We start from the raw sequence: 20,738 nt of genomic DNA, 5'->3' as shown, positions 1-20,738 counted from the left end.
CGCCGATTTGAATCTCAAAAATCTACATGATAATCTGACATATTTGCCTGGACGCTTGCAAGTGTCGCCTCTGGTCGCTTGCGCCCGTTCCAGACGCACGGGCGGCCCTTTGCACGAGTTTCAGCGGGCGGCGACGTCCGCCACCGCCCGCTTTGGAGACCGAGCTCACCGCTCGACGGCACGGCCCGCGTTCCCAGCACGCCCCACATACCACCGCTTCACGCCGTACAGCACGAGAAGCACCGCCACGCTCACCAGGCTCAGCACCAGTTGCGACAGATCGCCCGGTTGGAACGCCATGGCCACAATCACGGCGGTCATGGCCGCGATGCAGAGGTACGTCAGGAACGGGAACAGCCACATGCGCACCTTCAGATCCTCGCCCTCCCGCTCCATCCGGCGGCGCATGACGAGCTCCGAGCAGGCGATGAGGAGATAAATGAAGAGCCCCACCGCGCCGGAGGAGTTGAGCAGGAACAGGAAGACGTGCTGAGGCGACACGTAATCCATGATGATGGACAGGTACCCCACGATGGTGCAGAACAGGATAGCCCGCGCCGGCACGCCGCGCCGGTTGGTGCGGAGCAGCGCCTTGGGGGCGTTTCCCTGGTACGCCAGCGCAAACAGCATGCGCGAAGCCGTGTAGAGCCCGGAGTTCAAGCAAGATAGAACGGCCGTAATCACCACCACGTTCATCGCAGCCGCCACGCCCGGAATGTGAAGCATACTGAGCGCGCTGACGTACGGGCTCGCGAGCGCCTTGCTGTCGTTCCACGGGATCATGGTGACGATGAGGAAAATCGACAACACGTAAAACACCAGCACGCGCCAAATGACAGAGTTGGTCGCACGCGCCACCGCCTTGGCGGGCTCCTTTGACTCAGCCGCCGCAATGGTCACAATCTCCGAGCCAAAGAAGGAGAAAATCAGCGTCGTGACGTCCGCGAACAGCGCTCCCACGCCCTTCGGCGCAAACCCGCCGTGCGCGACGAGATTCGAGAAATTGAGGTGCGATCCCGGCCACAACCCGAGCACAAACAACCCGCCCAGGACGATGAAAACCACGATGGCGGCCACCTTGATCAAGGCAAACCAATACTCAAATTCGCCGTAGGACCGCACAGACAAGAGATTAGACAGTGTGAGAAGCAAAAGTAGAATCAGCGACAAGACCCACAGCGGCACGCCTGGGAACAGCCAGTTGTGAAGCGTCAGCGCGCCCGCCGTGGCCTCCACCGCGACGACAATGACCCAGAAGTACCAGTACAGCCAGCCCATCAGGAAGCCAGCCCATTCGCCGAGGGCCATGCGCCCGTACTCCGCGAACGAACCGACGGCTGGCCGCGCCGTCGCCATCTCGCCAAGCATCCGCATGATGAGGATGACGAGAAATCCGGCCAGCGCGTACGACACCACCGCCGCCGGCCCGGTGGTCTGAATCACCGCACCGCTCCCGACAAAGAGCCCCGCGCCAATCACGCCGCCGAGCGAAATCATCGTCATATGGCGCATGCGAAGCGCCTGGCGAAGCGAGGCGCGTTCACGCCCCGCCTTGATATTCGCCTGTGTACCCATCTCCCGCTCCCCCTCACGCCTTGACGAGCGATTTCAGGACAAAGCCGACGTTCGCCGGGCGCTCCGCGAGACGGCGCATGAAGTAGCCGTACCAATCTTCGCCGAAGGGCACATAGATGCGGACCTTGTACCCCTCGCGGGCGAGCGCCTCCTGCAGCTGCGGTCGAATCCCGTACAGCATCTGAAACTCCCAGCGCTCGTCAGGCACGTGGAGTTCGCGCACGCGCTCTTTCGCCCATCGGATGATGGCTTCGTCGTGCGTCGCAATCGCCGTTTTACCGCCAGACTGCAGCTGCAAATCGATGATGCGCTTGTAGTTCTCGTCCACGTCGCGTTTCTCAGGGTATGCGACGGATGGTGGCTCCTTGTACGCCCCCTTGACCAGGCGCAGATTCGGCTTGAGCGGCGCGAGCGCGCGAATGTCGTCGGCACTCTTGTACAAATACGCCTGGATGACCGTCCCGATGTGCTCCGTCCCAAATTCCGCGTGCAACTTTCGATAGATGGCGAGCGTCACCTCGTTGTGCGCGTAGTCTTCCATGTCAATGCGGACAAAGCGCCCCGTGTCGCGCGCCCGGGCCACAATCTTGCGCATGTTCTCCATGCAGAGATCCTCGTCGATGTCGAGCCCGAGTTGCGTCAGCTTCACCGAAAGATACACGTCGTACGGCAGGTCGGCGAACCGCTCGAGTGTGCGCACGCAGAAATCGGCCGCTTGGCGAGCCTCGTCGGCGCGATCGACGAATTCGCCGAGGTGATCCAACGTCGCGGCGAGCCCCCGCCGGTGCAGCTGTTCCACGGCGCGCACCGCGTCCTCCAGCGACTCGCCTGGGACGAATCGCCCGGCGCCGAGCCGGAAGCCAAAGCGTCGCGCCCACCGCTCCGCGCGGCGGTTGCGCGAGAGCCAGAGCAGTGTATTGCGCATCACTTGCTCCATGCGCATCCCCCTCCTCCATGTTGCGAACCCTCGCTGTCTGGGCACATGCACAAAGTGTCTAAAAATTTGACAATGAGTTCGTGATGTGTCTCCATTGTAGACACATGAACTATGAAAGCGCAATATGTTCCAATTGTCGCCGCTGGAGGGGTGCGAATGGCGGGCGAGATCGCGCAGATATCCGGGCTGCCAACCGACGTTGTCCTCCGTGCGCTGCTCGACGTCCTCGACGACGCCGTGACGGTGGTGGACGCGGCTGGGACGGTCGTCGCGTGGAACCGGGCGGCCGCAGCGCTGTACGGCATCCCTGCGGAGGACATCGTCGGGCGCCCCATCACCCACTTCTTCGCGCTGGAGTCCCTTGCCGTGCACAGCGTCCTCTCGACCGAGGCGCATATCGATCACGCGTACCACCGCCCGCGCCCGGACGTGCATGTCCTCATCTCCGCGGCACCCGTGCGGGATGAGCGCGGCGCGGTGGTTGGCGCCATCGCCGTGGAGCGAGACATGACGGTCCTCGTGCGCATGGGCGAGGAGAACGCGCGCTATCTCGCCAAGGCGCAAGGAGACGTGCTGCGGACGCAGACGGTCGATCGCGCCCTCCAGGCCCTGAGCGCGCCAACCGGGTCGAGGCACGCGCTCGTGGTTGGCGCACGCGGCACGGGCAAGCGCACCATCGCGGAAGCCTCCCACCGCCTGCTTGGGCTTGACGGGCCGTTTCTCGCCGTGCGCGCCGAGCCTGGCGCCGCAGCGCTCATGGACGCCGCCCTGTTTGGCGCGGACGGATCGCTCCTCCTATCGCCGGACGCTTGGCGAGCGGGTTGGCTCGAACGCGCCGCCTCCGGCACGCTGCTGCTTCAGGACGCACACCTTATGCCGAGCGCGGTGCAGGCAAAACTCGCCCGGGCCATCGAGGAACAACGGTTTCGGCCGCTCGGCGGACAGCGCGACCTGCCGCTGCGCTGCCGCGTGATTGCGACGGCACCGGAGGTGGACGCCGTCGACCCGGCGCTCGCCCGAGCCCTGCCGGTGGTCGAAATCCCAACGATGGCGGAGCGGCGCGACGAGAGCCTGCCTCTCTTTCACTTCTGGCTGGCGCGCTTTTCGAAGGAGCGCGGCATCATTCTGCCGCGCGTGTCGGAAGAAGCGTCCGGGCTCATCCAGACCTACCCATGGCCCGGCAACGTCGCGGAGATTGTGCAGGCCGCGCGGCGCGCGGCGGCGCTCGCGGAGCACGACGTGCAGCCCGAGCACCTGCCCGAGGCCGTTCAGGCCCTGCGCCTGAGGCCGGCGCGGCGGCGCGTGCCGCTCGCGCACCAATCGAGGGAGCTGGAGCGCGCCCGCATTCTGGAGGCGCTCGAGGAGTGCGAGGGGAACAAGTCTCGCGCCGCCCAGCTTCTTGGCATCTCCCGGGCGGCGCTGTACTACAAGCTTCGGCAATATGGCCTCGACGACGTCACGCGATCCCGTCGACCAGCTTCCCGGGATTGAGCAGATTGGCCGGATCGAGCAGGCGTTTCACGGCCTGCATCAGCGCGAGCGCCTCCCCGTGCTCCTGCTTCTGGTATTTCATCTTGCCGAGCCCCACGCCGTGCTCGCCCGTGCAGGTGCCGCCGACGGACAGCGCGTACTCCACCAGGTGGTGAGAGAGCTCGTAGGCGCGGCCGAGATCGTCCGCGTCATTCGGGTTGACCATGAGGCTCACGTGGAAGTTGCCGTCGCCGACGTGTCCGACAATGCCGCCGCGGATGCCGAGGCGCTCAATCCACGTCTCCGCCACGTCGACCGCCTCCGGCAGCTTCGACATGGGCACGCAGACGTCGGTCGAGAGATGGGACAGCCCGGGATACGTGCGCATCAGGGCGTACGCGGCGTTGTGGCGCGCGTGCCAGAGCTTCTGGCGATCCCGCTCGTCCATGACAACAGAGACGCGAGCCGCGCCGGCGTCGCGCAGGATCTCATCGACGGTCGTCATGTCGGCCTTAACCGCGGCCTGCGATCCCGACAGCTCGAGGAACAAGGTCGGCGCGGGCGTGTACGCGGTGTCAAACTGGCGGTTGATGATCTCGATGTACGGCTTCGTCACGAGCTCGCAGCGCGTGAGCTGGAGTCCGCTGCCGATGAGCATGCACACGGCGTCCACCGCCTCGCGCACGGTCGCGAACTCGGCGGAAGCGGCGAGCGTCGCCTCGGGCACGCCGTAGACGCGAAGCCAGAGCTTCGTGAACAAGCCTAGCGTTCCTTCCGATCCGACAAAGAGCTCGACGAGGTTGTAGCCCGAACTGGATTTGGCGGCGAGTGTGCCCACCTGGATGACCCGCCCGTCCGCGAGCACCACCTCGAGCTTGCGCACGTTCGCCTTCATGGGGCCGTATCGGACCGCCGTGGTGCCGCTCGCGTTGGTCGCCGCCATGCCGCCGAGCGACGCATTGGCGCCGGGATCGACCGGGAACATGAGGCCGTACGGGCGCAGCGCGTCGTTCAACTGCTGCCGGGTGACGCCGGGCTCCACGCACACGAGGAAGTCGTCGGGCCGAACCTCGAGAATGCGGTTCATGCGCGAGAAATCCACGGAGATGCCGCCGCGCACGGGGATGGCTTGGCCCTCGAGGCCCGATCCCGCCCCGTACGCCACAAGCGGCACGCCGTGCGCGTGCGAGAATCGAGCAAGTGCCACGACATCGTCCGTCGTCTCCGGATACGCGACGGCATCCGGCAGGTGTTCCGGATGATACGATTCGTCCTTCGCGTGAGACCGGCGCACGCTCTCGCCGAAGCTCAGCTTGTCGCCAAGCGCGTCTTTCAGCGTCTCCCAAGGGATGGTCATCATCTCGTGCCCCCATTCCGGTTGAACCGATGTGCGCGCAGCCTGTCCCAGGGGCTTACGCGGCGCGCAAAAGTCGTATAGGATGAAAAGGGATACATGTCGGCCTGTTCTGATTCTAAAGCGAGGTGACTCGGATGTCGACTGCGTACGTGCCCGTGCCCAATGCGGCGAGGCAGAAGGCTCCCCTGCGCGCACTCATCTCCATCGCGCTCGCCTGGGCCTTCGACGCCATGGACTTTTCGCTCCTCACGTTTGTCATCCTGGACATCATGAAGGACTATCACGTGGCGCTCACGCTCGCGGCCTCCGTCTCGTCGGCCACCACCTTCGCGCGGCTCGGCGGCGGGTTTCTCGGCGGCCTCTTGAGCGATGCGAAAGGGCGCAAGTTCAGCCTGGTCTTCTCCATCTTCTGGTTCAGCGTGTTCGAGTGCCTGACCGGCTTCTCGCTCGGCTTCACGCTTCTGATGGTCGTGCGAATCCTGTACGGCTTAGGCATGGGCTCCATGTACGCGAGCGGAACCCCCATGCTGATGGAGATGATCCCCTCCCGCTGGCGCGGCTTCGCTTCGGGCCTCTTGCAGTCCGGTTTTTCGTTTGGCTACATTTTCGCAGCCATCATCTATCGCCTGGGGTATAGCCACCTCGGCTGGCACGCGATCTTTTTCATCGCCTGCATTCCGGCCGTGATCGTCGGCGTCTTCATTGCCTTTGCGCTCCCGGAGTCGGACCGGTGGAAGGAGGTCCGCAGCGAGGAATCGAGGACGCTTCCGGTCGGCGAGCTGTTCAAACGGGGCCGCGTGTGGAGCACGGTGCACGCCGCCATTGTGGCCATCGTCGCGTTCAGCGTGACGTATCCCATCAACACGTTCTACGCCACGCTGCTCAAACAGACGGGGCATTTTTCACCGGCGACGGTGGCGAATACCATCATCATCCTGAACGTCGCCGGGATCGTCGGCAATGTGGTGGGCGGGTTCGTTTCGGATTGGATAGGCCGCAAGTGGACCCTCATCCTTTCTGCGATCGGAACGGCGCTCACCTCCGTCGTCTTCTTGCATATTCAAAGCGCAGGGTACCGCAACATCTTCACGTTTCTCATCGGCTTATTCTCGATAGGCGGCGTCTGGTCGGTCATCCCGACGTATCTGGCCGAGCACTTCCCGACCGCCGTTCGGTCCACGGGACAGGGGACGACGTATCACATCGGGGCCGCGCTCGGCGGCGCGGTGGTGCCGCTCATCGTGTCGTCCATCGCGCCGTCCGTCGGCGGTCTGGCGCACTCGATGACGTACTCGGTGGCCGCCGCGTCCATTTTGACCATTGTGGTGGCGCTGTTGTGGAGAGAGTCGAAGGGAGAGGCGCTGGAGTAAAAGGAGGGCCGCACGTCGCGGCCCCCCTCACCCACGCTTTCGCCGAATCACCTGCTCCACGAAGTGCCAGACGTCCTGGTACACCTCGGCGCGGTTCGTCTCATTGAGCACTTCGTGCCGCGCGCCTGGATACAGCTTGACCGTCACGTCGCGCACCCCCGCGGCCGTAAGCGCCTTCGCAAGCCGCTCGACGCCCTTGCCCATCTTTCCCACCGGATCGCGCGATCCCGCGATGATGAGCACCGGCAGCTCGCTCGGAATGCGGCGGAGGTTCTCGGCGCGCTGCAACGACCGCACGCCGCTGAAATAATCGATGAAAAAGCCGCAGGTGTGCATCTGCCCGCAGCGCGGGTCCGCGATGTACGCGTCCACCACCGCCTCATCCCGCGACAGCCAATCGAGCGGCGTGCGATTGGGCTGAAACGGCTTGTTGAAGTTGCCAAACGTCATCCTGTACAGCTGTTCGCTTGGCGATCGCGCCCCAAGCCGCGCCGCTTCGCGTCGCGCCAGATACAGCCCCGCCGCCAGCTCCAGGCGGCTGACAAAGCCCCCGCCCGACAGCACGGCGCCCCGGAGCCTCGCGCCGTGCTGCTCCATGTAGGCGAGCGACAGCCAGGATCCCATGCTGTGGCCCAGCAGGACGATGGGCACGCCCGGGTGTTCAGCCTCGATGCGCGACGTGACCCGCGCCATGTCGTCAATCACGCGCTGAAACCCGTCGTGATCGCCAAAGTGGCCGAGCAGCCCCATGTCTTCGCCCGTCCGCCCGTGGCCGCGGTGATCGTGCCCGTACACGGCGCACCCGCGCGAGGCGAGAAACTGCGCGAAGTCGCTATATCGCTCGATGTGCTCGGCCATGCCGTGGGCGATTTGCACGCACGCGCGCGGCTCCCCACGTAGCACGGGCGCCCAGGTGCGCCCGTGGATCCTTACCCCGTCCGGCGCATCGAGCGTCCATGTCTCCGCCATGCCTTTCACCCCTTCGTCGCCGTCTGGTTTCGACGCTGAAATCGCATCTCCTGCCACCCCTTCCACACGGCGGCGGCGCCAGCCAGAAGCTGACGCCGCGTCCTTGCGCAGGGCGTCACGGGTTCGGCACCATGCCGCTCCATGCATGGGCCTGCAGCACCACGAGCACGCCGAGGATCACCGTCAGCACGATGCTGTGCCAGAACGTGCGGCGGATGACGAGTCCCTCCTTGCCGCGAAGTTCGCCCGTGGATACGCCCGTCGTCACGTTTTGCGGCGAGATCATCTTGCTCATCACCGCGCCCGAGGAGTTCGTCGCCGCCATCAGGATGGGATTCAGGTGCAGGCGGTTCGCCGCCACCACCTGCAAGTTGCCAAAGAGCGCGTTGGACGAGGTGTCCGATCCCGACAAGAAGCACGCAATCCACCCGAGGAACCCGGAGAAGAACGGAAACCAGCTTCCGAGGGCCGCCACGGCCACGCCGAGCGTGTACGCCATGCCCGAGTAGTTGTACAGATAGGCGAGCCCGAGGATGAACATGACTGTGAGGATGGGGAACGTCAGCTGCTTCCACGTGTCGGCCGCGGCGAGCCAAAACGTCTTCCAGCCCGCGCGCAGGAAGAAGGCCGTGAGAATGACGGCCACCAGGATGGCCGTGCCCGTGGCGAGCGGCTGGAACGTCCATACCGCCTCGTACGGCTTGTTGTAGAGCGTGAGGAACACCTGCTTGTCGAGCCCCGGCCAGTGCACCTTCTTCGCGCCGATGTCGGCGATTTTCAGGAAGGTCCAGACAATCACGACGCCTGTCACCGTCAGCCACGGCACCCAGCCCCGCCATAGTCCTCCGGCCGGCGCTTCGGACGCCGCCGCCATCTCGCGATACACTCCCGTGTGCACGTACGAGCGGAATTGATCCGTGTCCTTGGGGCGCCACACCCTGGTGAAGAGCACGATGCAGACGAGCGAGACGAGCGCGGCCAAGACGTCCGGCAGCGCCGGGCCGATGAAGTTCGCCACGGCGAATTGCGTCAGGGCGTACGACAGTCCGCCCACAAGCGCCACCGGCCAGGCACCGCGGAGCGCCTTCCACCCGCCCATCACGGCGATCACGTAGAATGGCAGGATGAACGCGAAGATGGGCAGCTGGCGCCCAACCATCGAAGATAAAGCGCTTACATTGAGGTTCGTGACGGACCCGAGCGTCACGATGGGAACCCCCAGCGCGCCGAACGCGACCGGCGCCGTGTCGAAGATGAGCGCATACGTGACCGCGTCGAGCACAGGGAAGCCGAGCCCGACGAGCAGCGCGGAGGCAATGGCCACCGGCGTGCCAAACCCGGAGATCCCCTCCATCAGGGCGCCGAAGCTGAACGCGATGATCAGCATCTGGATGCGGCGGTCCTCCGTCGCATACCGGTACATCCAGTCGCGGAACTGCGCGAAGGCGCCCGTCCGCTGACTCAGGTTGTACAGCCACATGGCGTTCCACACAATCCACATGATGGGCCACAGGGCGAACACCATGCCCATGGCGACCGAGTCAAACGCCAGATGAGCGGGCATGCGCCAGCCCGCCACGGCTTCTATCAAGCCCGCGACGAGGCCCGACAGCGCCGCAATCCAAGCCGGGGCCCGTACGACGCCGAGCAGCACAAGCACGATGAAAATGGGAATGATACCGACCAAAAACGAGAGGCCCGTCGAATTCCCGATGGGCGTCAACAGTTGATGAAACACGCGCTTCCCTCCATCCAACGCCTTCAAGATGGGCTTCGCTTGAGTCCGTTCGTCCGGCTGGCTATTTCGCGCTGCCGTCCCTCCCTTGTTCCAGGGGCCAAAGCCCCCGCTTTTGAGGTCATTGTAGTTCGGGTCTTGCGCGCCTGAGAACAGGGGATGCGCGCCGTTTCAAAAGATTCTGCATCCCGGAATTCATCCACCAACAGCTGGATGAAGGCGGGCCACGCTCCGAGGTCCTTCGCATGAACACGCCCATCCGCGGAGCGCATCCTGTTCCGTAATTCAGAACAGTGTTTCTTCTTGCACAACGACATGTTATCATGAAAGCGTACCCAGGGATGCGAAGTTGCGAGGGAGGAGAGATTCGGATGGCGGCATCGTACGCTTGCCCACAGGGCGTGGAGATCACGGGCGAGTACCGGCCCGAATTCGCAGAAATTCTCACGACGGACGCACTGCAATTCATCGCGGAGCTCGAGCGGCGCTTCGCGCCGCGGCGAGACGAGCTGCTTCGCCTACGAAAGGAGCGGGACGAGCGGCTGCTCGCGGGCGAATGGCCCGACTTCTTGCCCGAGACGAAGGAGATCCGCGAGAGCGACTGGACGGTCGCCCCCATCCCCGCGGACCTGCAGGACCGGCGCGTCGAGATTACCGGGCCGAGCTCGGACCGGAAGATGGTCATCAACGCCTTGAACTCCGGGGCCAAGTGTTTCATGGCGGACTTCGAGGACGCGTGCGCGCCGTCGTGGGAGAACGTCGTGCAGGGCCAGATCAACATGCGCGATGCGGTTCGCCGCACCATCGAGTACACGAGCCCCGAAGGCAAGCACTACAAGCTGAACGACGAGATCGCCGTGCTCATCGTTCGCCCGCGCGGCTGGCACCTGCCCGAGAAACACATCCGCGTGGACGGGCGCATGGCCACGGGCGCGCTGGTCGACTTTGGGCTTTACTTCTATCACAACGCCAAGGAGCTCTTGGCGCGCGGGACCGGGCCCTACTTCTACTTGCCGAAGATAGAGAGCCACCTCGAGGCGCGCCTTTGGAATGACGTGTTCAACTACGCGCAGGACGCGCTCGGCATCCCCCGCGGCACCATCAAGGCCACGGTGCTCATCGAGACCATCCTCGCCACGTTCGAGATGGACGAGATCCTCTACGAACTGCGCGATCACGCCGCCGGGCTCAACTGCGGCCGCTGGGACTACATCTTCAGCTACATCAAGAAGTTCCGCAATCACCCTGAGGTCATCCTGCCGGATCGCGCGCAGGTGACAATGACGGTGCCGTTCATGCGCGCCTACACCCTGCTCACCATCCGCACCTGCCACCGGCGCAAGGCGTTTGCGATGGGCGGCATGGCCGCGCAGATCCCCATCAAGAACGACCCGAAGGCGAACGAGGAGGCGCTCGCCAAGGTGCGCGCGGACAAGGAGCGCGAGGCGCAGGACGGCCACGACGGCACGTGGGTGGCGCACCCCGGCCTCGTCCCCGTGGCGATGGAGGTGTTCAACCGCCTCATGCCCACGCCCAACCAGCTGCATCGCCTGCGCGAGGACGTCCAGGTCACCGCGGCCGATCTCGTCGCGGTCCCCGAGGGCACCATCACGGAAGGTGGCCTGCGCACCAACGTGGCCGTGGCGCTCCGCTATATCGAGGCGTGGCTGCGCGGCTCTGGCGCGGTGCCCATCTTCAACCTGATGGAAGACGCGGCGACGGCGGAGATCTCCCGCGCGCAGATCTGGCAGTGGATCCACCACCCGAAGGGCGTCCTCGACGACGGACGCAAGGTGACGGTGGAACTGTTCCGACAGATCCTGGACGAAGAGCTGCGCAAGTTGAAGGAGGAGATCGGCGAGGAGGCGTACGCACAGAGCAAGTTCGCGCTCGCAGCGCAACTCCTCGACGACATCTCCACGAGGGACGACTTCGTCGACTTCCTGACGCTGCCGGGGTACGAGCACCTGGCGTGAAGCCCATCTCGCCTTCCGGCGCAGGGCGCCGGGACCATCCCCACATGAAAACCCCGCCAAACTGGCGGGGTTCTTTTTGGCGCCGGAGGAGGAACGCGGCTCAGGGCGCGACGCGCTCCCGCCGATAGCCGAGGCGCTCTGAGATGCGCTCCCCCGCCCGCTTCACGAGCGGCACGAGTTCCACCATCCGCTCGCGCGTCATGCGCAGCGCGGGCCCGGACACGCTCACCGCAGCCATCACGCACCCGTCGTGCGCAAAGATGGGCGCCGCGACGCAGCACACGCCTTCCTGGTGCTCCTCGATGTCAAACGCGAAGCCGGTCGATCTCGTCTCCTCGAGCGACGCCCAAAACGCGTCCGCGTCCGTGATGGTGTGCGGCGTGAGGCGCGGCAGGCCGTAGCGCCTCACGATGTCCTGCACCTCGCGCTTTGGCAGAAACGCGAGGATGGCCTTGCCAAGCCCTGTGGCATGCACCGGCACGCGCGTCCCGACGCGGGAGTGCATGCGGATGGTGTTGGGGCTTTCCACCTTCTCGATGTAGACCACGGATCCCCTGTCCAAAAGGGCGAGGTGCACCACTTCCCCAGAGGCGAGCGCGAGCTCCTGCAGCGCGGGCATCGCCTCGCGGCGCAGATCGATGGAGGAGAGGAGCTTCATGCCGAGATCGAGCACCGTGTAGCCGAGCTTGTACCGCCCGCTCACGGGGTCTTGCTCGATGTAGCCTCGCCTCATCATGGTGCCGAGCAGGCGGTGGACCGTGCTCTTGTACATGCCGACCGATTGGGCCAGCTCCGTGATGGCAATGCCGTCCGGGTGTTCGCTGACCACCTCGAGCAACAAAAGCGCCTTGTCGACCGACTTGACCGTGTAGTCCTCCAAGCGGTTCACCTCATCCTTGCGCGCTCGTCGAGGCCTCGTGCGCAGCTTCGGGGGCCAAGGCGCCCCGCGCCTTGACGGCCGCCTGATCCGGGAACGAATTCAGGATCTCCCAATTCTCTTCGATGATCTCGCGCGCTCGCTTCACCTCGACGCATCGGCCGGGCAGCGGAATGAGCTTGCCGGCGTTCACGATGCCCTTCGGATCGAAGCAGGCCTTCACGGCTCGCTGCGCGTCCAACTCGTCCTTGGAAAACATATAGGCCATCTCGCCAATCTTCTCAATGCCCACGCCGTGCTCCCCCGTGATGCTTCCGCCTGCGTCGACGCACGCGCGCAGCACCTCCGATCCGGCCCGGACCGCGCGCTCGGCCTCCCCAGGTACGCGGCTGTCGTACAGGATGAGCGGATGCAGGTTGCCGTCGCCTGCGTGAAACACGTTCGCAATCTTGAGTCCATACCGGCGGCTCACGTCGTCGATCTTCTGCAGCACCTCCGTGAGCCTCGTGCGCGGAATGACGCCGTCCTGCACGATGTAGTCGGGCGAAATGCGTCCCATGGCGCCAAAGGCCATCTTCCGGCTCGACCACCACAGCGCGCGCTCGGCGTCCGACTGCGCCACGCGCACCTCGCGCACGCGGTGGCTGCGGCAGATGTCCACGACGCGGGCCATGACCTCGTCCACGCCTGCGGCCAGACCGTCCACCTCGATGAGCAACACCGCTTCGATGTCCGTCGGATAGCCGACGTGGTAGTTGCTCTTGTCGACCGCCTGCATCGCGAGCTGATCCATCATCTCGATGGCCGCCGGAATGATGCCCGCCCCGATGATGTCCGTGACCGTGTCCGACGCGTCGGCGACGCGATCGAAGTAGGCGAGCGCGGTGCGCAGTGCCTCGGGCTTCTTGAGAATGCGAACCGTGATCTCCGTCGCGATGCCGAGCGTCCCTTCGGAGCCCACCAAAAGCCCGAGCAAATCGTACCCCGGCGCGTCGCCAAACGGCGCTCCGACGTCGATCACGTCCCCCTCCGGCAACACCACCTTCGCCGCGACCACGTGGTTCGTGGTCACGCCGTACTTGAGGCAGTGGCTGCCGCCCGCGTTTTCCGCGAAGTTGCCGCCGATGGTGCAGACCGACTGGCTCGAGGGATCCGGCGCGTAATAGCAGTCGGCGTGCGACACGCGGCGCGTGAGCGAGAGGTTCACGAGCCCCGGCTGCACCACGGCCCGCAGGTTGTCGAAGTCGACGGCGAGCAACTTGTTCATGCGGGCGAGGCTGATGACCACCTCCCCGCCCGATGGTGTCGCGCCGCCCGACAGGCCTGTGCCGGCGCCGCGCGGCAGGTACGGAATGTCGTTCTCGTAGAGATACCGGCAGATCCGCGAGACCTCCTCCGTCGACTCGGGAAAGACCACCGCGCGCGGCAATCCCTCCTCCGCCGTGTAGCCGTCGCAGGCGTACGCCTTCACCTGGTGCGGGTGCCAGAGGCAGCGCCGCTCGCCGACGATCTCGACCAGCCGATCGATGTGGACGTCTCTCATCGCGCTCCCTCCCTCTGGTAGGCGAGATCGAGCACCTCGACCGTGTGCATGACGCGCAAGGGCCGGTTCCTGCGCTTGACGCCGAGCCGGATTTGCATCATGCAGCCGGGATTGCCCATGACGATGGCCTCCACGCCCTCCGGCACATCGTCCATCTTCCGCTCGAGAAGCTCATTCGCCATGGCCGGATGCGTCAGGTTGTAGATGCCGGCGCTTCCGCAACACCGGTCGGAATCCGGCATCTCGCGAAGCGTCAAGCCCGGCACCGCCTTGAGGAGCGTTCTCGGCTCGTGCCGGATCTTCTGGGCGTGGCACAAATGGCACGCGTCGTGGTAGGTCACGGCCATCGGCAGCTCGGCTTTGGGCGGATCGAAGCCCACCTCGACGAGGAGCTGCGAGATGTCCCGCACGCGGGACGAAAACTGCACGGCGCGGTCCCGCCAGGCCGGATCGTCCCGAAACAGCTCGGGGTATTCCTTCAGCGCGGCGCCGCACCCGGCCGCATTGATGGCGATGTAGTCCGCGCCCGACCGCTCGAACACCTCGATATTTCGCTTCGCCATCTCGCGGGCCATGTCGCGATCGCCCGCGTGAACCTGGAGCGCGCCGCAGCAGACCTGATCCTTCGGCACCCGCACCTCGATGCCGTTTCGCACGAGGACGCGCGCCGTGGCCTCGTTGACGTCGGAGAAGAAGACGTCCATCACGCAGCCGGTGAAAAGTGCCGCGGACGCCTTGCGCGCTCCGCGCGGGGCGAGGGTCTCTGGCAGCACGTCGATGGCAGGCCCCCGCCCGATGTTCGGAATGACGTCCTCCATCTCGCGCATCTGCTTTGGCAGCACGTTCAAGAGACCTGTGGCGTGCGCCACGCGACGGAGGCCAGAGCGCTGATAGAAACGCATGAGGCGGCGGATGGCGCGGAGGCGCGCAGGGCGCGGAAAGACGCCGCGGAGGAAGAAGCGCATGACGGGATCGCGCTTCCCCTGTGCATCGCGCGCGTAAAACACCTGACCGCGGGCCTCTTCGACGAGCGCGCCCACCTGCACGCCGGACGGGCACACGGTCTCGCAGGCCCGACAGTCGAGGCAGGTGAAGACGGGATCGATCACGCTCTCGTCAAGCGGCAGCTCGCCTTCGGCGCACGCCTTGATCAGATACACGCGCCCGCGGGGTGAGTGATTCTCGTCTCCCCATGCCTGGTACGTCGGGCAGACCTCCAAACAGAACCCGCAGTGCACGCAGACCGAGTACTTCTCCTCTTCGGGCGCGTCCGGAAAGCGAAAGTCGGACGACGCGGGCGCAACGGCCGTCTGCTCGTTGGCCATCTCAAATCCCTCCCACAAAGCGGCCTGGTGACAAGAGGTTGGCCGGATCGAACGTGTGTTTGAGCCGCTGCATCAGTGCGAGCGATGCGGGCGCGAACCTCGGCTGGTGCCTCGCGCGGATCTCGGCGGGCGCGCGCTCCACCACCATGTCGAGGCCAGCGCCTTGCGCCACGTCGGCGAGCGCGCGAAGTGGCGCGGGGTCGTCTGGAGCGACGCGGGCGGGATCGAACGCGATGCGCGCGACGCCGGTGAGACCTCCGGCGGTCGCGACGACGCCCTCCGCGCGCTCGGCGAGCGAGACCGCCGCTTCGACCGCGCGCGGCATGGCGGCGAGCAGGGACGTGGGCGGACCCTGTAAGCGGATACAAACCCGACCGCGCGCAAGCCTATCCGCGAGCGCCGCCCACCACGCGTCCGCGCGCTCACCCTCGATCACGTCCAGGGCCAGGCCGAGATCGCGCGCCATCGACCGAACGGCGCCCGTCTGCGCTTTGGCGGACGGCTTCGGCTCGTCGCAGTCGACGGCGAGGGCGAAGTTGGTGTCCGAGTCGGCGCCCCACACCATCTCGAGGCGGCTCGGCACGAGCGTGGACTGCGCGATCCGCGAGCGCAGTTGGATGAGCGACGCGGCGGGGCCCCGCACGAGGACGGTCTCGCGGTGCATGGGCAAGGGGCGGAGTTTCAAGGTAATCTCCGTGATCACGCCGAGCGTGCCGCAGGCGCCGATGAAGAGCTTGGTCATGTCGTAGCCGGCGACATTCTTCACGACCTTCGCGCCGGTGCGAATGACGCGCCCGTCCGCGAGGGCGACGCGAAGGGCAATGGCGAGATCGCGCAAGCTGCCGTACAGGGCGCGGCGCGGGCCGCTGAAACCTGCCGAGAGCAGGCCGCCCAGAGTGGCGTCGGCGGGCGCGGGCGGATCGTACGGCAGCATGAGCCCGTGTTCGGCGAGAACGCTGGCGAGCTCGCCGAGGGTGATGCCGGGCTCTGCGGACGCGACGAGATCGCCCGGCGAGAAGCTGGTGACGCGGCGCATGGGCCGAAGCGAGAGGGCGATGTCCGGCACCTCTGCGGGCGGGCCGTAGGCGAGGAGGCGCCCGGAGCCGTAGGGCAACACGGTCAGGCCGCGCTCCCGGGCGTACGCGAGCACGGCCACGACGTCGGCCTCGCGCTCGGCCTGCACGGTGCAGGTGTCCTTCGATGACTCGACCGGATGGACGGTGCACATGGGCACGGCGCGAGCGGGAAGCCCCGTCGCCTGATGAAGCGCATCCGCCGTCTCGGCCGGCGACGGCTTGGATTGGAGCGGCAATGCAATCGCCTCCGTGTGTCGCAGGCAGAGCAAAGCCCGTTCTGCGATGCGGAATACTGTTCTGAATTCTTATATGTATTCTACGACAACGAAATGACCAAAAACAATCGGAAGGTTGCGCCAAACTGCGAGCCACTTCCTGTTGGTGTGGGTAAAAGGAGATGATATTCTAAGGGCAAACAGGGTTCGCAAGGGTGGAAGCACGCTGCATGCCGTCGTCTCAATTGCACAAACCCAGGCTGGCGCCTGGGCACACGCCGTCGGATGTCCATGGCAGCCAACATGTTCGTACACGAGGCTCGCGGTGCGACAAGCGAGCTCGCGGCACTCGGAACAGGGACTCGGCCGAGCAGCCGTGGGGAAAAGCCCGAGTCCAGTGAGGAGCAAACGTCGCATGCTGCATAGTTTTTTGTTCCTGTATCCGTTCGTCATGAGCGTTGTCTGGATGGTCGGCGGCTGTGTGTACGCCTGGCGGCGCGAACGCCATGCGTGCCACGAACCCCCGGACCTTCCCGAGACGCCGCTGGTCTCCATCCTCGTCCCCTGCCACAACGAAGGGGATGTACTCGAGGACACCATCGGGCGGATGCTTCATTTGGATTACCCTGCGTATGAAATTGTCGCGCTGAACGACGGCAGCACGGACAACACGCGCGCCGTGCTCGAGCGCATGGCGGAGCAGGACGCGCGGGTGCGCGTGGTCAACCTCCCGGTTCAGCGCGGAAAGGCGCACGCCTTGAACGCCGGGCTCGTCGTGTCGCGCGGCGAGATCCTCGTGACCGTGGACGCGGACGCCGTGTTGGCGAAGGACGCGCTGCGCTACCTCGTGTGGCACTTCGTCTCGCCCGGCAGCGAGCGCGTTGGCGCCGTGACCGGAAACCCGCGCATTCGAAACCGCGGCACGCTGCTTGGCAAAATTCAGGTGCTCGAGTACGCGAGCATCATCGGCCTCATCAAGCGCGCACAGCGCGTGCTCGGCAAGTTGATGACGGTCTCCGGCGTCATTGCCGCCTTTCGCAAGCGCGCCCTGGTGGACTGTGGCATGTGGGACGAAGATTTGGTGACGGATGACATTGCGGTGTCGTGGAAGCTTGAGCGGCGGGCTTGGGACATCCGGTATGAGCCGCGGGCGCTCTGCTTCATGTGGGCGCCGGAGCGCCTGGCGAGCCTGATCCGGCAGCGCGTTCGCTGGGCGCAGGGCGGCGTGGAGGTCCTCATCCGCAATGCCTCGGTCCTGTGGACGTGGAAGAATCGGCGTATGATTCCCCTCTACATCGAAGAGGTTCTGAGCGTCATCTGGTCGTACCTGTGGGTTCTGAACCTGGTGTGGATCGTCTTGCTTGGCGTGGTGCATGGCGTTCCCTGGACCGTCGTGGCGGAGGCGGGAACCTGGCTCGGCCTGACGTCGCTCGTGCAGACCTCGGTCGCCCTCTGGATTGAGCAGCGATACGAGCGCGACCCGCTCTGGCGCTACTATTTCTACGCCATCTGGTATCCGGCCGCGTATTGGATGGTTGGCGCGTTCGTCGTGGTCTGGGCCGTGCCGAAGGCGTGCTGGGCCATGTGGGCGGCACGCCGCGGGCGGTATGCCACGTGGCAGAGCCCGGATCGGGGGGTGTCGGCATGAACCGCGAGAAGTCCCCTCTCGATTGGGAGGAACTCATCGTCCGGCGCGGGTCGCGATCAGCGCGGCCCAAGCGGTGGTTCGAAGCCGCCGTGACGCTGACGGGGTGGCTTTGGGTGAGCGCGGTGGCGTTGCAGCTCCTCCTGTCCACCATCCTGTGGGTGCTCGGCTGGCACAAGTTTCACGTGTACGTGCTGAACCTGCTGCCCAGCGCCACGCCGCTTGAAGTCGTCCGCCTTGGGGCGATGATGACCGCCATGGCGACCGCCTTGTTCGTAGGCTGGGCATCGTACAACCGGCTGCGATTCGGCCGCCTACGCAGGCGCAGGCCACCCGCGCCCGTGTCCGACGCGGAACTCGCCGAGATCGCCGGCGTGCCGGTCGACGAAATTGAACACTGGCAGCGAGAAAAGGTCATCGATTGGCCGTTGGACCGATAACGACAAGGGCGCAGGGGAATCCCTGCGCCCTTTGAATGGAATGGCCGCTTCGCACCTGTGTCGGTTGGCCTGCGATGGTGGACTCGTGTGGCGTCAAGCCTGTGTAGCGAGGACCTGCTCCAAGAGGACGTCCTCCGGCACGGCGCCTTCCAAGGCGTACGCCTCCGAGTCGTTGATGACCGTCTTGGGCACGCCGTAGACGTTGAACCGCGTAGCCCAATCGGGAAATTCGGTCGCTTCAATCATGCTGGCTGTCACAAGCGGCGACTCAAGCGCGAACCTGTGCGCGAGTCTGACTGCCGCCGGGCAGTACGGGCACGTCGGCGTGACGAAGACCTTGAGGTCCACCGGCGCTTTCAGCTCCGCGAGGCGCGCCTTCGTGCCCGCGGAAAGTCCAGAATCGCCCGTTCCGACCATTAGAATCGCATCCAGAAACGTGGCAAATTCGTACCCCGAGGGAGCGCCAAAGAAACGTATGCCGTAGTCAGTGCCCTCCTGGTCCGTGACGACAATCGCCGGAGCCCTATCCACCTGGTACCGCTTGGCCTCGTCCTCATCGATATACAGGTTGTGCACGACCACCTCCAGTCGTTCCGACTGTTCCGCCACGTCGCGCAGCAAACTCCGAACCTCCGGACAAGACAAACAGCCCAGGGAAGCTTCGAAAAAGTGCAGAACCACATGGCGATTTAAGGCTTGCAGCCGATCCCGCACTGCCTCACGCTGCTTAACCGATAGCATCGACACGACCTCCTCCAAAAACGTCTCTGAACATCTATATACCCATACGGGTATCAGGTGTCAAGAGCAAGTTGCCGCTCGCATCGCATTTTGCACCCGCAGGGGGCTCCGGCGCGAATGGATGTGGAGATGCACTTATATTAAACTAACTATTGACGTTAGGGCTATCTAACTGTTAATCTAATCTTGCCGAGGTTGAACGTTGGTCCCAGAGGTTGTTCAACCCACCCCCGACCTCGGCCGAACCCCATCTCTCACATGGAGGTCGAGCGAGGTGCAGCCGCAGCCAGGCACCCTGCGGGAGCCGATGAGCTCGACAGCCCGCCTGATGGCTCATTGGGCCACGGCCACTCCTCTTGCTACCTTCCTACCTTCCTACCTTCGCATGGCCGGTCCGCCTGGGCCGGTTGACTTTTTGGAGGGGATCATAGGCTTCACAGCCGCGTGGCTGCAGAAGAACATGCTCTTGCGAAAGCCGGGGCGCATTCGGTATACTAATCACCGTCGCATGCGGGTGTAGTTCAACGGTAGAACTCCAGCCTTCCAAGCTGGCGGCGGGGGTTCGACTCCCCTCACCCGCTCCACCTCATCGCCACCGTGTCAGACCTCATCTGGCCGGTGGCTATTTCGTTGAACGAGGTTCGATGTTCCTCCTTGAGACTGATTCAACTCGGTCGCTCCTCGTCACGCTTGCTTTGTCCGCTGCTACCTCGGCTGCCGATTGGCTGATCAACCTCCTGGAAACCAGACACGCTGTACCACTCATTGCGGACGCCGCCGCAGCGCTCGTCGTCCTCTTCTTCACCCTGGCGACCACGAACTGGTTCGCCGCAAAGACGTGTTTTCCGTTTCGCGGCACCCCACGCTGGCATACGAGTCTGCGGCGTTCACTGGGGCCCATCGTCGCTGGGGGCATGTTCGTGTGGATGAGCGCCGCCGAGATCGCCTATCCCCCCTGTCCTCCCAACATCGAGCTGCGCTTTCAAGTGTGAAGATTTTGATTTTTATTGCCGCCTTCATGTTGGATTTCGGTGCCCTCACAGTCACCGGCGTTGCGCTGGTCTTGGTGTGGCCAGCGGACTTGGCAAGAATAGTCGCCACAGTTTCGCTCCCGCTGTGCAATGGTTGCCATCCCGCCCTTGGCCCTTGGTCCTCACGTCTGCCGCTCTGACGGCGTTGGAGAAGGTGGCTTCACTCGCCGTCAGCGCGATTGAAAACAGGGCGGTAACCCAGTTTGTGCGTGACATAATTCTCCTCGCGTACGGGCCTCTCTGGATATGGTGTTTCGCCAAGGTGGTCGGTGAAGCTCGGCCGCCGTCTCCGGAGCGGCTATCAAAGGCTGCGTCCCGGAGCGAGGGGCGCAGCCTTTTGTTCAAGGTGAAAAAGGCAGGCCGCATCCCGAGTGAGCAGCCCGCCAGTCCATCCCCGAAGCCTGAGCATTCCATGCCGCGAGAGGTAAATGACTGATTACGGCGTTCCGACGCCAC

The 20,738-nt window shown here is 64.9% G+C and carries 16 protein-coding genes and 1 tRNA gene; 7 read left to right on the top strand and 10 right to left on the bottom strand.

All coding sequences use genetic code 11. The annotated features are described in order from the left end of the window. Nucleotides 1–165: 165 nt before the first annotated feature. Together AS26_RS05410 and AS26_RS05405 are read right to left on the bottom strand one after the other, a co-directional pair. Entirely contained in the window at nt 166–1,575 is a 1,410-nt protein-coding gene (locus tag AS26_RS05410) for an amino acid permease (protein ID WP_062306929.1), read from the bottom strand. A gap of 13 nt (nt 1,576–1,588) precedes the next feature. After that, nucleotides 1,589–2,512, bottom strand: coding sequence for a proline dehydrogenase family protein (locus AS26_RS05405; protein WP_062306928.1), 924 nt, complete (start codon nt 2,510–2,512; stop codon nt 1,589–1,591). Between the two features lie 156 nt (nt 2,513–2,668). Between AS26_RS05405 and AS26_RS05400 the strand changes: the two genes are divergently transcribed. Further along, nucleotides 2,669–4,003 carry a sigma 54-interacting transcriptional regulator gene (locus AS26_RS05400; RefSeq protein WP_062306926.1) on the top strand — a complete coding sequence of 445 codons (1,335 nt, stop codon included), beginning with the start codon at nt 2,669–2,671 and terminating at the stop codon, nt 4,001–4,003. Here AS26_RS05400 and AS26_RS05395 read toward each other — a convergent pair. Beyond that, a complete protein-coding gene (locus AS26_RS05395; protein ID WP_062306924.1) occupies nt 3,969–5,342 on the bottom strand; it encodes an FAD-binding oxidoreductase in 1,374 nt (457 codons plus the stop codon). The two genes, AS26_RS05400 and AS26_RS05395, sit on opposite strands and share 35 nt — an antisense overlap. Before the next feature lie 131 nt (nt 5,343–5,473). Here AS26_RS05395 and AS26_RS05390 point away from each other — a divergent pair, with 131 nt between their 5' ends. Further along, nucleotides 5,474–6,709 carry an MFS transporter gene (locus AS26_RS05390; protein ID WP_062306921.1) on the top strand — a complete coding sequence of 412 codons (1,236 nt, stop codon included), beginning with the start codon at nt 5,474–5,476 and terminating at the stop codon, nt 6,707–6,709. A 27-nt stretch (nt 6,710–6,736) separates the two neighbouring features. Here the strand turns inward: AS26_RS05390 and AS26_RS05385 are convergent, their stop codons facing one another. Both AS26_RS05385 and AS26_RS05380 read right to left on the bottom strand, forming a co-directional pair. Beyond that, entirely contained in the window at nt 6,737–7,678 is a 942-nt protein-coding gene (locus AS26_RS05385; RefSeq protein ID WP_062306919.1) for an alpha/beta hydrolase, read from the bottom strand. 115 nt (nt 7,679–7,793) lie between these two features. Next, nucleotides 7,794–9,416 (bottom strand): L-lactate permease, encoded by a 1,623-nt coding sequence (locus AS26_RS05380; RefSeq protein ID WP_062306916.1) that lies wholly within the window; start codon nt 9,414–9,416, stop codon nt 7,794–7,796. Nucleotides 9,417–9,784: 368 nt separating this feature from the next. On the opposite strand from AS26_RS05380, the gene aceB reads away from it, so the two are divergent. Continuing rightward, nucleotides 9,785–11,389 (top strand): malate synthase A, encoded by a 1,605-nt coding sequence (gene aceB, locus AS26_RS05375; protein WP_062306915.1) that lies wholly within the window; start codon nt 9,785–9,787, stop codon nt 11,387–11,389. Nucleotides 11,390–11,489: 100 nt separating this feature from the next. Here the strand turns inward: aceB and AS26_RS05370 are convergent, their stop codons facing one another. The 4 genes from AS26_RS05370 to AS26_RS05355 are packed head-to-tail and all read right to left on the bottom strand — an operon-like array spanning nt 11,490 to nt 16,446. Continuing rightward, complete coding sequence (locus tag AS26_RS05370) at nt 11,490–12,278, bottom strand: IclR family transcriptional regulator (protein WP_373278152.1); 789 nt, start codon at nt 12,276–12,278, stop codon at nt 11,490–11,492. A 1-nt stretch (nt 12,279) separates the two neighbouring features. Next, complete coding sequence (locus AS26_RS05365; protein ID WP_062306912.1) at nt 12,280–13,809, bottom strand: FAD-linked oxidase C-terminal domain-containing protein; 1,530 nt, start codon at nt 13,807–13,809, stop codon at nt 12,280–12,282. Then, nucleotides 13,806–15,134 (bottom strand): (Fe-S)-binding protein, encoded by a 1,329-nt coding sequence (locus AS26_RS05360; protein ID WP_062306909.1) that lies wholly within the window; start codon nt 15,132–15,134, stop codon nt 13,806–13,808. Before AS26_RS05360 ends, AS26_RS05365 begins: the two co-directional genes overlap by 4 nt. 1 nt (nt 15,135) lies before the next feature. Further along, on the bottom strand, nt 15,136–16,446 hold the full coding sequence (locus AS26_RS05355; protein WP_062306906.1) for an FAD-binding oxidoreductase: 1,311 nt from the start codon (nt 16,444–16,446) through the stop codon (nt 15,136–15,138). 394 nt (nt 16,447–16,840) lie between these two features. On the opposite strand from AS26_RS05355, the gene pgaC reads away from it, so the two are divergent. After that, the gene (pgaC, locus tag AS26_RS05350; protein ID WP_062306904.1) at nt 16,841–18,073 is read left to right on the top strand and encodes a poly-beta-1,6-N-acetyl-D-glucosamine synthase; all 1,233 of its coding nucleotides are present in this window, start codon (nt 16,841–16,843) and stop codon (nt 18,071–18,073) included. Then, nucleotides 18,070–18,510, top strand: a complete 441-nt coding sequence (pgaD, locus tag AS26_RS05345; protein WP_062306901.1) for a poly-beta-1,6-N-acetyl-D-glucosamine biosynthesis protein PgaD — start codon at nt 18,070–18,072, stop codon at nt 18,508–18,510. Before pgaC ends, pgaD begins: the two co-directional genes overlap by 4 nt. Nucleotides 18,511–18,603: 93 nt before the next feature. Here the strand turns inward: pgaD and pdo are convergent, their stop codons facing one another. Continuing rightward, nucleotides 18,604–19,251, bottom strand: a complete 648-nt coding sequence (gene pdo / locus AS26_RS05340) for a protein disulfide oxidoreductase (protein ID WP_062306898.1) — start codon at nt 19,249–19,251, stop codon at nt 18,604–18,606. A 510-nt stretch (nt 19,252–19,761) separates the two neighbouring features. Between pdo and AS26_RS05330 the strand changes: the two genes are divergently transcribed. Together AS26_RS05330 and AS26_RS05325 are read left to right on the top strand one after the other, a co-directional pair. Continuing rightward, nucleotides 19,762–19,835 (top strand) — tRNA-Gly (locus tag AS26_RS05330). Between the two features lie 60 nt (nt 19,836–19,895). Next, nucleotides 19,896–20,243 (top strand): hypothetical protein, encoded by a 348-nt coding sequence (locus AS26_RS05325; RefSeq protein ID WP_062306893.1) that lies wholly within the window; start codon nt 19,896–19,898, stop codon nt 20,241–20,243. The last annotated feature ends 495 nt before the right edge of the window (nt 20,244–20,738 follow it).

The organism is Alicyclobacillus sendaiensis NBRC 100866, from assembly GCF_001552675.1.
In the GTDB taxonomy this organism is placed as follows: domain Bacteria; phylum Bacillota; class Bacilli; order Alicyclobacillales; family Alicyclobacillaceae; genus Alicyclobacillus; species Alicyclobacillus sendaiensis.
The sequence above is the reverse complement of the archived record's forward strand: the minus strand, read 5'-3'. Positions and strand labels throughout refer to the sequence as shown.

Coding starts and splice junctions, on each gene's coding strand:
- AS26_RS05410 (WP_062306929.1), bottom strand. CDS start 1,575: ATGGGTACACAGGCGAATATCAAGGCGGGGCGTGAACGCGCCTCGCTT.
- AS26_RS05405 (WP_062306928.1), bottom strand. CDS start 2,512: ATGGAGCAAGTGATGCGCAATACACTGCTCTGGCTCTCGCGCAACCGC.
- AS26_RS05400 (WP_062306926.1), top strand. CDS start 2,669: ATGGCGGGCGAGATCGCGCAGATATCCGGGCTGCCAACCGACGTTGTC.
- AS26_RS05395 (WP_062306924.1), bottom strand. CDS start 5,342: ATGATGACCATCCCTTGGGAGACGCTGAAAGACGCGCTTGGCGACAAG.
- AS26_RS05390 (WP_062306921.1), top strand. CDS start 5,474: ATGTCGACTGCGTACGTGCCCGTGCCCAATGCGGCGAGGCAGAAGGCT.
- AS26_RS05385 (WP_062306919.1), bottom strand. CDS start 7,678: ATGGCGGAGACATGGACGCTCGATGCGCCGGACGGGGTAAGGATCCAC.
- aceB (WP_062306915.1), top strand. CDS start 9,785: ATGGCGGCATCGTACGCTTGCCCACAGGGCGTGGAGATCACGGGCGAG.
- AS26_RS05365 (WP_062306912.1), bottom strand. CDS start 13,809: ATGAGAGACGTCCACATCGATCGGCTGGTCGAGATCGTCGGCGAGCGG.
- AS26_RS05360 (WP_062306909.1), bottom strand. CDS start 15,134: ATGGCCAACGAGCAGACGGCCGTTGCGCCCGCGTCGTCCGACTTTCGC.
- pgaC (WP_062306904.1), top strand. CDS start 16,841: ATGCTGCATAGTTTTTTGTTCCTGTATCCGTTCGTCATGAGCGTTGTC.
- pgaD (WP_062306901.1), top strand. CDS start 18,070: ATGAACCGCGAGAAGTCCCCTCTCGATTGGGAGGAACTCATCGTCCGG.
- pdo (WP_062306898.1), bottom strand. CDS start 19,251: ATGCTATCGGTTAAGCAGCGTGAGGCAGTGCGGGATCGGCTGCAAGCC.
- AS26_RS05325 (WP_062306893.1), top strand. CDS start 19,896: ATGTTCCTCCTTGAGACTGATTCAACTCGGTCGCTCCTCGTCACGCTT.